Origin of the sequence: Pararhodonellum marinum, assembly GCF_015354735.1 — a bacterium.
GTDB classification, from domain to species: Bacteria; Bacteroidota; Bacteroidia; order Cytophagales; family Cyclobacteriaceae; genus Pararhodonellum; species Pararhodonellum marinum.
This window is the reverse complement of the sequence record NZ_JACEFJ010000005.1, coordinates 241,439-253,631: the sequence shown is the minus strand read 5'-3', so window position 1 is coordinate 253,631 and position 12,193 is coordinate 241,439. Positions and strand designations below refer to the sequence as shown.

Genomic DNA, 12,193 nt, shown 5'->3' with positions numbered 1-12,193 from the left:
TTTTTTTCATTTAGCATATACCCAAAAATAAGGTTTTGTATATTGAAAAACCATTAATATATCTTTTATTCTATCCATAGGGACCATGTCCAAAGCAACAACAAACATCCGATTTTGGGGATTCCCGATGTTATTCTTGTGGATAACATCTTGTGCCCCATATTTGATTCAGCACCACGAGTACAAACTCGTGGATGTGGATAACCAGGTTTCCGAAAAAACAGAATTCATAGCCTTCATACAGCCATATAAGGCCCCCCTAGATGCTGAAATGAACAGGGTCATAGCAGAAGGGGCAAAAGAATTGAGTAAGAAAAGAGGGGAATCCCCTTTAGGAAATTTGGTGGCTGACTTACAAAAGGAATTTACAGAAGAGCATTTTCAAATAAGTATTGACATTTCGTTGATGAACAACGGGGGCTTGAGAAATTCTCTTCCGGAAGGAGATATCACAGTTGGAAGTATTTTTGAGTTGTCCCCATTTGACAACTATTTGTATGTATTGGAAATGCAGGCTTCAGATATCAAGCGTCTTGTCAATTACATCATAGCGTATCAAAATCTAGGAATAAGCGGAATGACCTTGGAAACAGAAAACAAAGAGGTAAAGTCGTTGCTGATTCAAGGTAAGCCCTTGGATGAATCGAGCACCTATTCAGTAGCTATCAATGACTATCTTGCCAACGGTGGGGATCAAATGGAATTTTTAAAAGATCTTCCCAGGCTGTTCATTTCGGAAATCACATTAAGAGACATGTTAATGAAAAAAATTACGTCTAAAGGCGAACAAGGCATAAAAATAGATGCTCAAATAGAAGGCAGACAAATATTTAACTGACATGGAAAACCGAAGAAAATTCCTTAAAAACCTGGTGGTTGGCAGTTCTGCCCTTATCTGCGCGCCTACCTTATGGTCAGGAGAAACCTTTGCCGCCTCTTCTAAGAAAATCACCATTTTGCACACCAATGATACCCATTCCCGAATAGAGCCTTTTCCAGATGATGGCAGTCGAAATGCCAATCAGGGAGGGGTTGCTGCGAGGGCAACGCTGATAGAAAAAATCCGATTGGAAGAAGACAATGTATTGTTGTTGGATGCTGGAGACATCTTTCAAGGAACTCCTTATTTTAATTTTTATGGAGGGGAAATAGAGTTGAAATTGATGAGCAAAATGGGCTATGATGCCAGCACTTTGGGCAATCATGAATTTGACAATGGTCTAGAAGGACTCTTCGAACAACTGGAACATGCCAAATTCCCACTGATCAATTCCAATTATGATTTTAGCACTACCTTATTGCGTAACGAGTTTCCACCATACAAAGTATTTAAGAAAGGTGGTATAAAAGTAGGTGTATTTGGATTGGGAATTGAATTAGAGGGCTTGGTGGCTGACAAACATTATGGTGGTACCCGCTATTTGGATCCAGTGGGTATTGCAATGGAGATGGTGGAAGAGTTGAAATCTCAAAAATGCCAGTTGATCATCTGCCTTTCCCACTTAGGTTATGCTTACCAATCAGAAAAGATAGATGACTTGAAACTAGCGGCTCAAGTAAGTGGAATTGATCTGATCATCGGAGGACATACACATACCTTTTTGGACGAACCTATCGCTGTACAACATGCTGATGGAAATATCACTTTAGTCAATCAGGTTGGATGGGCAGGAATCAAAATGGGCAAAGTTGATTTTGTCTTTGATAAAGATGGCCGAATAAATAACTTGAGCAGCAGTAGCATACTTATAAACCGAAAAGACAAGTGAAATTTCATTTTTTATTTAAATATATTTTGACCAAATTTGATGCCCTTTCAAAATAGTAAGGTCAAAAAAAGGATCATAATATTATAATGAGTTCAGAGGCTACAGCGGTATGGAATGAATGCTTGCGTGTGATAGAACAGCACGTAAACGACCAGAGTTTTTCGACCTGGTTCAAACCCATCAATCCAGTAAGGCTAAATGGAAGTAGTCTCACCATTCAGGTTCCAAGCCAATTTTTCTATGAGTGGTTAGAAGACAATTATGTTCAGGTTTTGAAATTGGCCATCAAGAACGTCATGGGGCCCAATGGCAAATTGGAATATGCTGTGGTGGTGGACCGGGGTAATTCCCAAAACCAACCTTACATGGTAAGTTATCCACATGGAAATGCCGCAACCAATAAAAGGCCCTTACAGAAAAGTGAACAACAGGAAAGCAAATCTCCTTTCGATATGCAATCGCTCCATAGCGATATGTTGCTCCAATCCAACCTAAATGCCAATTATACTTTCAACACTTACATTGAAGGTGACTGTAATAGACTGGCAAGATCTGCTGGATTTGCGGTAGCCACAAAGCCCGGAATCACTTCTTTTAATCCCTTGATGGTTTATGGAGGAGTGGGATTGGGAAAAACGCATTTGGTACAAGCTATTGGCAATGAGATCAAAAACGGACTAGAGGACAAATTTGTGCTTTATGTGTCTTCCGAAAAATTTGTCAACCAATTCATGGATTCCATCAAGGATGGGAATGTCAAAAGTTTTACCAATTTTTATATGCAAGTGGATGTCCTGATTATTGATGACATTCAGTTTTTGGCCGGAAAAGACCGTACACAGGAGATGTTTTTCCACATTTTTAACCACCTGCACCAAAGTAAAAAGCAGATCATCATGACTTCCGATTGCCCCCCTAGAGATCTCAAGGGATTAGAGGAAAGATTGCTTTCAAGATTTAAATGGGGACTGACTGCTGATCTTCAGATGCCGGACTTTGAAACCCGAGTGGCCATCATCAAAAGGAAAATGCAATCAGAGGGTATTTCCATCCCAGAGGATGTACTGGAATACCTAGCCTATACTGTGGATACCAACATCCGTGAATTGGAAGGTGTACTGATTTCTCTCATTGCCCATGCTTCCCTCAATCGTGTGGAGATAGACCTTGGTCTGGCGAAGAACATCATGAAAAACATTGTCAAAGACATTGAAACCGAGGTCGGCATAGATTTTATCCAAAAGACAGTTTCAGATTATTATGGCATCAAACTGGAAGACTTGAAGGCCAAAACCAGAAAGAAAGAAATTGTTACTGCAAGGCAGGTCGCCATGTATTTTGCCAAGGAATTCACCAACCACTCACTTAAATCCATTGGCTATCACTTCGGAGGTAGGGACCATAGCACTGTCATACATGCAGTTCAAACAGTCAATGACCTGATGGAAACAGATACCAATTTCAGAAATGCGGTAAATGACCAACGGAAAAAGTTCAAAATGAGATCCTATTGATCGTCGTTAATAGACCGTAAGCACTTCTTCAAGTTCTGCCAAATTAAATCGGATCTCAGTGGATCCCATTACATAAGGACCAATTTCGTAGGGGTTATAAATCAAAACAAAATCATTTTGATCGAATCCCATACTTACAGGTAGAAAAAATTCCCCTTCATTCAGAAAAAACCTAGGATCATCCTTCAAATCAATGTCTTCTTCCACTCTATGTATTTTTCTGAAGGCCCTTTCAGTCAGCTTCTTCAGCTGGGCTTCATCACCAACAAAATCTGCCTTATTCAACAGCTCTCCTGTTTTCTTATTAAAATTCAAAAAAATCTGATAACCTATGGGATGGGCACCTCCCGTATAGGAATAGTTGGTAAATAAAAGGCTGAGGATTTCGTCAGATTGATAACCTACCTTTCCATTGACCTCCATGGTCCATTCCTGCGTACTTTCCGGATAATCCCGCATGTAAATCTCGTGGGCCTCCAATACAAAATTGATGGCTTTTTCGACACTTTCCCATTCCTGAGGTTCACCCAGTTGAATGTACATTTTTAACTGTTCCTGCACATGTTGGTTGACCCGTTTAGCTCTGTTTCTTCTTCCCGTAAACTTTGGATAGCTTATCTCCACTGTTGCACACTGCTCGTCAACGCATGACTTTTCTTCAATGTCCACCATTTCATATTTCATGTCACCTTTAGGAGTACAGGAAAAAATGCAAATCACAAAAAACAGGAAAATTAGGCTGTGATTTTTCATAAGCGATTGATTTTATACTTTCGAAAGTAAGATTTCATACATTACAATGAGGTTCAATTTTTAATCTCAGCAAAATAACTTTTAAGCAATTTTCTGGCCATTGCGATGGAAGAGGTTTTGCCCGACTTTATTTCGGGCAGGACGCTTTCAATCTGGTCCCGAATTTTTCGGTTGGAATAAAATTGCCTTTCCAGCATGTATCGGATGTTTTCATGCATCCAGGCCACCCTTTGTTGAGAACGATTTTCTTCAAAATAGCCATTTCTTTTCATTTTCATTTGAAAAGAGAGGATCATCTCCCAGATATCAACAATGCCTTCATTTTTTAGCGCAGAACATACACTCACTTTTGGAGTCCATCCAGAGGCATTTGGAGGAAAGAGATGTAATGCATTGGTGTATTCTCTTCGGGCTTTTTTGGCCGCTTTCACATTCTCTCCATCGGCTTTGTTGATAACTAGGGCATCCGTCATCTCAATGATGCCTTTCTTGATACCCTGCAATTCATCCCCTGCCCCTGCCAGCATGAGCAAAAGAAAAAAGTCCACCATCCCTTTGACTAGGGTTTCCGACTGCCCAACACCCACCGTCTCTATAAAGACCACGTCATAGCCTGCGGCCTCACAGAGCAGCATGCTTTCCCTGGTTTTTGCCCCAACTCCACCCAAGGCTGTACCTGCTGGACTTGGTCGGATAAATGCCCTTTCATCCGCTGCAAGGGACTCCATTCTTGTTTTGTCACCTAGGATACTTCCTTTGGTCAAGGAACTGCTGGGATCTATGGCCAAAACTGCCAGCTTATGGCCCTCATTTAAAACCAGCTTCCCAAATTGTTCTATAAAAGTACTCTTACCGACCCCAGGTACGCCAGTAATACCAATCCTCATTGATTGACCTGAATGGGGCAATACTTTTTCCAGGACTTTGGAAGCCAGTTCCTGATCCTCTTCCAACTGGCTTTCAATCAAAGTGATGGCTCTACTTAGAATGATCCTGTTTCCATCTAAAATGCCTTTGACATAAGTGGTCGGCTCCAGCCTTTTCCTTTTTTCCTTCAAACCTTTTCCCTTTAAAAAAACGTAGCTTAAGATAAGTCATAAATTCAAGAAACAGAAGAAATTCCAGCAACTGCTTTGTTTTCTTTGATTATTGCGGTGGTTTGATCTTTTCACCGTAATTTAGTTGAAAAAATTGAGCATGGGATTTGAGTACCTGAAAGCACTTCACATCATTTTTATTGTTACTTGGTTTGCAGGTTTATTTTATATTGTCCGCCTTTTTATCTATCAGACAGAGGCTATGGAAAAACCATTGGAGGTGCAAAAAATACTAAAACCACAATTGGATCTGATGGCCAAAAGACTTTGGCTGGGCATTACCTGGCCATCTGCCATCCTAACCCTAATATTTGGGTTTTGGGTCTTGGTCTATCGCTGGGGATATCTTCAAATGCCTTTCATGCAGGCCAAACTTTGCTTCGTATTCCTGCTTTATCTTTATCATTTTCAATGTCACCGGCTATACCAACAGCTTCAAAAGGGAATTTCAAAATGGTCCTCTTACAAACTTCGAATTTGGAATGAGGCGACTACCGTTCTTTTGTTTGCCATAGTTTTTCTGATTGTACTTAAAAACCTTACGGATATGGTTTGGGGAATCATTGGCTTACTGATTTTGAGTGGAATGCTTTTGTTGGCCATTAAGCTGTACAGAAAATCAAGGCAAAGGAACTAATGCAAAAGGTTTTGTGTAAATAAAAATATGACTAAATACAACCTCGGAATAGCCGGAATTTTAGGCTTGATTTTATTGGTGTGGAACTGTACTTCCAAAACAGAGACAGATTCAAAATTACCCATCCTCGGCAATCGATATACCGAAGAGAGAATGGAAAACGGTCAAAAAACAGTTGATACTGTTTACCATACCATTGCTTCATTCTCGCTGATCAACCAGGATGGCATAATTGTCACCAATGCTGATGTGAAAGGTAAAGTTTATGTGGCCGATTTCTTTTTTACCAGTTGTCCTACCATATGCCCTATTATGAAAACTCAAATGCTCAGGGTTTATGAGAAGTTTAAAGAGGAACCTGATTTCAAAATACTCAGTCATTCCATTGATGCTGAATATGACACAGTGGCTCTGCTGAAAGACTATTCCCAAAGGATTGGGGTGGAAGATGCAAGTACCTGGCATTTTTTGACGGGGGATCAAGAACACATTTTTGAGATCGGACAGACCAGCTATCTGACCACTGCCATGGAAGATAAAAGCGAGCCGGGTGGATTTTTACACAGCGGGGCATTTGTCTTGATAGATAGAAAAGGAAGAATAAGAGCCATTTATGATGGGACCAAAGAAGATCAGGTCAACCGTTTAATGAAGGATATCCCGAAATTATTAGAAGAAAGTGATGGGATTTAGGTCATTTTGGGCCGGAATCTTTTTTTTGGTAGGTGTATTGGCCTGTGGTACTTCAGGTAATGAAAAACAAAATTCCCTAACCCATATCTCTGATACCAAAACCATGAAATATGCCATTGAGGGCAAAATTTTGTATGAGCAATACTGTGCAAATTGTCATCAAAAAGATGGAGAAGGGCTTGGGAAATTGATCCCGCCACTTGCACAGGCAGATTACATGTTAGAAGATGTGGGAAGGACCGTAAGGATAATAAAATACGGGATGAAGGGGGAAATCAAAGTCAATGGCACCATGTATAACCAAGCCATGCCGCCAAACCCCCAGCTTACCAATTTGGAAATTGCAGAGATTACTACTTACCTCTACAACATCTGGGGTGAAAAAAGGGGATTGGTCTCGACAGAAGAAGTGGCAAATTATTTAAATGAAAATTAATTTTCAAGTAACCTTTCTGCTTCATTAAGGGCCCTTTTTATGGCAATGTTTACTTGGGTAACTTTTTCTTTTTGGTCCAACAAATAGGTTTCCAATTCTTCAGGGCTTTTTTTCTCCGGTTCGGGTTGGTATTGCCTCATCCAAACAAACATTCCTTCATAAGCATCGTCCAATTGCATGGCGACAGCTTTGTGTTCTGCTACCCGTAGCGAATCAGCCTCCTGTACCTCTAAAGTGTTGGCTTTTTCCAGAATCTGTTTTCTGGCTTCTTTCAAATTGGACATTTTGGGCATCACCTCGTCGTGGATGGCCAAAACCTCGTTTTTCAACAGATCATTTGACTTGTCTTTGTCTTGACAGGCCCCTAATATCAATAATAGACCTAGGGAAAAGGTAAGCCATTGAAATTTTTTCATAAGTTGGTAGTTTCGAACTACCAATATTCAGAAAATTTAATTAAAAAAAGAAATTATTTGCTTATAACCTTAATGCCTCTATGATTATTCCAATTAATAATATGTAAGAATATTAGGGCAATTGAGCTGCCAATAGAAACATTTACCATACCAGGTATCCATTCATGAACCAAGACACTGACTGAAAAAACCAAAACAATTGACCATAAGCATATTTTGATAATGCCATTGCTGTGCTTTTTTGTGGAAAAATAAACTGCCATTACTGCCAAGACAATAAAAATCAAATCCCAGATTTCATGATTAATGCCAAAAGGAAACTGTAAGACATAGCCCATAGTCAGCAAAACAGGTACTGCCAAGCAATGGATCAGACATAAAAAAGAGGCTGAAATACCGAATAAATCGGAAAAAGAAATCGGGGTAGTTTTTATTTTATGCAACATAGTTGCAAATATAGGAACCATTCGATAAATAAACCAAAGTAAGTCCGATATTATTTCTATTTTTATGTTGGACATCAATCAAATTATGTTGACATGAAACCCTATTGTTTTTCCATTGATTCAATTATTCCTTCATCCTCAGCCTCCATTCACCCACTTGATATCGGATTGATAAGGGGTTACGCGATATTTGATTTTTTTCGATCGGTCAATTTCCAACCTTTATTCTTGGATGATTACCTGGATAGGTTTATCCGATCTGCAGAAAAAACCCGCTTACCTCTAAAATATTCCAGGGAAAAGCTCAAAGATATCATCTTAGTATTGATTCAAAAAAACCAGTTGGAATTTGGAGGAATTAGAATGGTGCTTTCAGGTGGAATATCCATGGATTATTTCAGCCCATCAACTGGGAATCTGTATATTTTCTGTGAAGAATTGAACATGCCGGTGGCCAAGAAATATGAATTGGGAGTGAAATTGCGGAGTTTGGAATACCTTAGGCCAATTGCCGATGTCAAAACCACTAACTATACCCTGGCAGTAATGGCAAGTGCTGACTGGAAATCGGAGGAAATTGAAGACGTTATGTATCACCATGAGGGTGTTATTTCTGAATGTTCCAGAAGCAACCTTTTTATGGTCAAAAATGGGGTTATCAGCACCCCCAAAAAGAATATACTCTACGGCATCACCAGAAAATATGTCATAGAACTCGCTGAAGGGGTAGAGGAAAGAGACATTGCCTTAAAAGAAATCATGGAAGCAGATGAAGTTTTTTTGACAAGTTCTACCAAAAGAATTTTGCCCATAAAACAAATAGACGATCAGCTCATCGGAATGGGTAATCCCGGACCAGTCACTCGGCAAATGATGGTTCGTCTGAAGGAATTGGAAGAAAAAATCTCTGTATAGGCAGTGATTTTAAATTTATTTGAGGACCAATTCTGCATCCTTTAGAATATACATAAGCTTTTCAGGATCTCGGTCATTAAGCACCAGTTTCCCTTTGACCTGAACTCTCTTTGAGGTGTATTTGATGGGATCTTTTAGCAAGACCTCCATTACTGTTTCCGGCCCACCTGAACCGCAAAAAAAACATTCAGCTAGAGGAAGGGAGGAAAGAATAATATGCTCTGGTTTAAACATGCCTTCAAAAGGAATGATATAACCATCAGCACTGACTTCTTTTCCCTCTAATGACTTGATCTCCTCACTAAATACAGGTAAATAAAGTTCTCCAAACTCGTCTTCGCCGATTTTATAGGTGACCTCTGATAGTGAACGCCATACATTTCCTTCTTGGGCAAGGGCCAAGCCTGAAATCAAAATACAGCAGATAATGGTAGATATTCTAAATATTTTCATGGTTGATTGTTTCAATTATCGGGTCAATTGTGCGGCAATGTCAGTTCTGTAGGCGTTCCAAGCTGGAATTAACGAAGCGAATATACCAACAATTAAGGCAAAACACAGGATCCAGATTTCTTCTTTTAAGAACACCCAAGCGCTCAATCCAGACAAGGCGCCTTGTTCATTGGTATAAACAACAAAAGCAAGAAAAAGGTGTCCAAGAATTATTCCAAAGAGGGCTCCCAAGAAAGTAAGAATCAAACCCTCAAGAATAATATGCATGAATAACTGCCCTTTGGAAGCTCCAATAGTTCGCATTACTGCCAAATCATACTTCCTTTCCTTTAAAGAATTGAAAAGGGCGATAAATATGCCTAATCCTGAAATGATGATAATTACTATAGCAAGACCCTGAACCAGTTTGATCCCTACCCCTAAAAGTTCAAATAATCGGGAAATCTCAAATGATGGAGATGCTGCCTGTAATGAACTTCGGCTGTTAATGAAGCGGGGCAACTGCACCGCTGCAATGGGATTCCTATACTGAATTAAAAGTGAGGTTACCTCCCGGGGTTCATCTGATTCTGGAAAGCCTGATTTGACCACTTGCTGCTCAAATTTTTCATGGTCATGACCTTCATCATGAGTATACCAGACTGATTCTATGCTGGTGAGGATCAAATTATCTAACACCTTATTCTGCTTTTCCAAAACACCTGAAACAACATAATCATGCTCGTCGTGGTCATGGCTACTGCTTCCGATACCATGCGACCCCACAAACCTATCACCGACTTTGAGCTTTAATTTCTCAGCCACATCATTACCCAAAACCACCTCAAAAGGAATTTGCCATGCTTGACCAGTTTGGAAATTGACTTGATAAAGCTCCAAATAATCGTGGTTTGTACCTACTATGCGAAATCCTTGGTAATTGTCCCCCATCCCCAGCGGAATGGAGTTTTTTACCAACCTGTTTTTAGAAAGGCTTTTTGCTTCCTCCATATCAATGTTACCAGTGGGGAAGTCAATATGGTAGACACTGGAAAGAATCAATTGCAAAGGACTTCCTTTTGCACCTACCACTAAATCAATTCCCTCTGCATCTCTTGACATTTTATTTTCAAATTGATCCTGGATCAGGAGCAGAACCGTTATGATGGCTAATCCTAAAGCCAATAATAAAATATTGAGCCCCGTATTAAGGGGTTTGTCAATAAGGTATTTCCAACTCAATTTGATTAGATTCATAAAGCCCCTCCCATGATGGTTTGGTTTTCAAAATGATCTTTTACCCGTTGATCATGCGTAACGATGATCAATACAGCATGGTATTTTTCAGCTTGCTCCTTTAATAATTGGATTACTTTACTTGCATTTACATCATCCAGACTTGCGGTAGGTTCATCTGCTAAAATTACTTTTGGATCATTGGCCAAGGCCCTGGCTATAGAAAGCCTTTGAGCTTCTCCTTCACTGAGGGTGGATACCAGAGATCTTCTTTTCTGTCCGATACCCAGGTCTTCTAAGACTTGACTGATCCTGTCTGATTGTTTTTTACCTACAAAGAAATTAGCCAAACTCAAGTTTTCCTCAACCGTAAGGGGACCAAGAATATGCGGTTTTTGAAAAATAATGCCAATATTATTCCCTCTGAATTTATCCAATTTTGCTCCACTCAAGGAATATATGGGTATTTGATCAATCAAAACTTCTCCTTTGTCCGGAGCCAATAAACCCCCCAGAATATTGAGCAGCGTTGTTTTTCCTGATCCAGATTCACCCAAAATCAAAAGCTGGCTTCCTGCCTGACATGATATGTCTGGAAATACAAACGAATTACTGTTATTATACTTGAAGGAAACATTCTTGATAGAAAGCATACGCTTATTCTTTTACTGGAATGTTGACGTAAAAAGTGGTGCCTTTGTTTGCTGCACTCTCAAAAGTTATTTCACCTCTCAATACATCCACACATTTTTTGACGATGGAGAGCCCTAAGCCAGAACCTTCTCGGATGCCCACATTTTTTGCTCTAAAAAACCGGTCAAACAATTGACTTTGTTCTGCTTGAGGTATCCCAATTCCCTGGTCTTTGATTCTGGATTTCAGTATCCCACCTTCCATCCAAACCTCAAATTCAACAGTGGTGTTTTCCTGAGAATATTTCACTGCATTGGAAAGAAGATTTTCATAAATCTGGTAAAGCAGTTCTACATCAGAAGTAATGGTTTTCGGCAATTGGCGCATGTTTAGGTTGATTTTAACCTGATTTTCGGAACCTGCCTTGACCACATCCACCAGATCATTAAAAAATGCACCTGTAAAGAGTTTCTTTGGCTTAAAATCTATTTTGTCTGCATCCGCTTTGCCAAAAAACAACACACTGGTCAAAAGACTGTTGAGGTTTCTAACGGAATTTTCTATCTTTTGGGCATGCCTTCCGATTTTAGCCTTGAAAGGGTGGTCTTTTTCTGCATATTTCTGCAATAGCTGTGCTGAACTCAAGATTGAGGTAAGCGGAGTCTTAAAACCATGGGAAACATTTTGAACTATCCTTGATTTCAGTTCACTGATCTCTTTTTCCTTCTCTAAAGCTCTCCTCAGTTCCTTGTTGGCATCCCTAAGATCTGCAGTTCTCTGCCTAACTTTCTCCTCTAGTTCATTATTGAGCTTTTGCAGTTCCTTTTCTTTCCTGTCTTTGTATATGGCCAGCTCGATGACCATGTGTAATTCCCTGGTATTGAAGGGTTTGATGACATAAGCACTGGGATTGGTACCTACAACTTTGTTTAGTGTTTCAGTGTCCGAACTGGCGGATAAATAAACTACGGGAATACCATATTTTTCATTGATGATCTCTGTGGTTTTTATCCCGTCAAGTTCACCTGAAAGGCTGATATCCATCATGACAAGATCTGCTGAATTTTCTTCCAACATATCAAGGGCTTCTTCGCCCGAATCACAGATTCCGATGATGTGGTGACTATTTTTTTCTAAGGCTTTTTTCAAAAGTAAAGCCGATACATGATCATCTTCTGTGATCAAGATTCTTAATGAAAACATGTTTGACATAATA

15 protein-coding genes are annotated in these 12,193 nt (G+C 39.7%); 7 read left to right on the top strand and 8 right to left on the bottom strand.

What is annotated here, in order from left to right; all coding sequences use genetic code 11:
* Nucleotides 1–85 precede the first annotated feature (85 nt).
* From H1A14_RS12200 to dnaA, 3 genes are all read left to right on the top strand, one after another.
* Nucleotides 86–838 carry a 5'-nucleotidase C-terminal domain-containing protein gene (locus tag H1A14_RS12200; RefSeq protein ID WP_194776530.1) on the top strand — a complete coding sequence of 251 codons (753 nt, stop codon included), beginning with the start codon at nucleotides 86–88 and terminating at the stop codon, nucleotides 836–838.
* A gap of 1 nt (nucleotide 839) precedes the next feature.
* Entirely contained in the window at nucleotides 840–1,769 is a 930-nt protein-coding gene (locus H1A14_RS12195) for a bifunctional metallophosphatase/5'-nucleotidase (RefSeq protein WP_194776529.1), read from the top strand.
* Between the two features lie 86 nt (nucleotides 1,770–1,855).
* Nucleotides 1,856–3,283, top strand: a complete 1,428-nt coding sequence (gene dnaA, locus H1A14_RS12190) for a chromosomal replication initiator protein DnaA (protein WP_194776528.1) — start codon at nucleotides 1,856–1,858, stop codon at nucleotides 3,281–3,283.
* 6 nt (nucleotides 3,284–3,289) lie between these two features.
* Here dnaA and H1A14_RS12185 read toward each other — a convergent pair whose 3' ends face one another.
* Together H1A14_RS12185 and meaB are read right to left on the bottom strand one after the other, a co-directional pair.
* Entirely contained in the window at nucleotides 3,290–4,036 is a 747-nt protein-coding gene (locus H1A14_RS12185; RefSeq protein WP_194776527.1) for a DUF3298 and DUF4163 domain-containing protein, read from the bottom strand.
* Nucleotides 4,037–4,089: 53 nt separating this feature from the next.
* Complete coding sequence (gene meaB, locus H1A14_RS12180) at nucleotides 4,090–5,094, bottom strand: methylmalonyl Co-A mutase-associated GTPase MeaB (RefSeq protein WP_194776526.1); 1,005 nt, start codon at nucleotides 5,092–5,094, stop codon at nucleotides 4,090–4,092.
* Between the two features lie 139 nt (nucleotides 5,095–5,233).
* On the opposite strand from meaB, the gene H1A14_RS12175 reads away from it, so the two are divergent.
* From H1A14_RS12175 to H1A14_RS12165, 3 genes are read left to right on the top strand one after another with little or no spacing between them, the layout of a single operon-like run.
* On the top strand, nucleotides 5,234–5,770 hold the full coding sequence (locus tag H1A14_RS12175; RefSeq protein ID WP_194776525.1) for a CopD family protein: 537 nt from the start codon (nucleotides 5,234–5,236) through the stop codon (nucleotides 5,768–5,770).
* Between the two features lie 27 nt (nucleotides 5,771–5,797).
* Nucleotides 5,798–6,463, top strand: a complete 666-nt coding sequence (locus H1A14_RS12170) for an SCO family protein (RefSeq protein WP_194776524.1) — start codon at nucleotides 5,798–5,800, stop codon at nucleotides 6,461–6,463.
* Entirely contained in the window at nucleotides 6,453–6,899 is a 447-nt protein-coding gene (locus tag H1A14_RS12165; RefSeq protein ID WP_194776523.1) for a c-type cytochrome, read from the top strand. Before H1A14_RS12170 ends, H1A14_RS12165 begins: the two co-directional genes overlap by 11 nt.
* Here H1A14_RS12165 and H1A14_RS12160 read toward each other — a convergent pair.
* Nucleotides 6,896–7,315, bottom strand: coding sequence for a hypothetical protein (locus H1A14_RS12160; RefSeq protein WP_194776522.1), 420 nt, complete (start codon nucleotides 7,313–7,315; stop codon nucleotides 6,896–6,898). The two genes, H1A14_RS12165 and H1A14_RS12160, sit on opposite strands and share 4 nt — an antisense overlap.
* Nucleotides 7,316–7,368: 53 nt before the next feature.
* The gene (locus tag H1A14_RS12155; RefSeq protein ID WP_194776521.1) at nucleotides 7,369–7,836 is read right to left on the bottom strand and encodes a MerC domain-containing protein; all 468 of its coding nucleotides are present in this window, start codon (nucleotides 7,834–7,836) and stop codon (nucleotides 7,369–7,371) included.
* An 18-nt stretch (nucleotides 7,837–7,854) separates the two neighbouring features.
* Here H1A14_RS12155 and H1A14_RS12150 point away from each other — a divergent pair, with 18 nt between their 5' ends.
* Nucleotides 7,855–8,676: an aminotransferase class IV gene (locus tag H1A14_RS12150; protein WP_194776520.1), complete on the top strand. Its 822-nt coding sequence runs from the start codon at nucleotides 7,855–7,857 to the stop codon at nucleotides 8,674–8,676.
* A gap of 15 nt (nucleotides 8,677–8,691) precedes the next feature.
* Here H1A14_RS12150 and H1A14_RS12145 read toward each other — a convergent pair whose 3' ends face one another.
* Genes H1A14_RS12145 through H1A14_RS12130 form a run of 4 tightly spaced genes read right to left on the bottom strand, consistent with a single transcriptional unit; the run spans nucleotide 8,692 to nucleotide 12,180 of the window.
* Nucleotides 8,692–9,129, bottom strand: a complete 438-nt coding sequence (locus tag H1A14_RS12145) for a hypothetical protein (RefSeq protein WP_194776519.1) — start codon at nucleotides 9,127–9,129, stop codon at nucleotides 8,692–8,694.
* A gap of 15 nt (nucleotides 9,130–9,144) precedes the next feature.
* Nucleotides 9,145–10,365, bottom strand: a complete 1,221-nt coding sequence (locus tag H1A14_RS12140; RefSeq protein WP_194776518.1) for an ABC transporter permease — start codon at nucleotides 10,363–10,365, stop codon at nucleotides 9,145–9,147.
* Nucleotides 10,362–10,997, bottom strand: coding sequence for an ABC transporter ATP-binding protein (locus H1A14_RS12135; protein WP_194776517.1), 636 nt, complete (start codon nucleotides 10,995–10,997; stop codon nucleotides 10,362–10,364). The genes H1A14_RS12140 and H1A14_RS12135 overlap by 4 nt, the downstream gene beginning before the upstream one ends.
* Nucleotides 10,998–11,001: 4 nt before the next feature.
* The gene (locus H1A14_RS12130) at nucleotides 11,002–12,180 is read right to left on the bottom strand and encodes a hybrid sensor histidine kinase/response regulator (RefSeq protein ID WP_194776516.1); all 1,179 of its coding nucleotides are present in this window, start codon (nucleotides 12,178–12,180) and stop codon (nucleotides 11,002–11,004) included.
* Nucleotides 12,181–12,193: the final 13 nt, after the last annotated feature.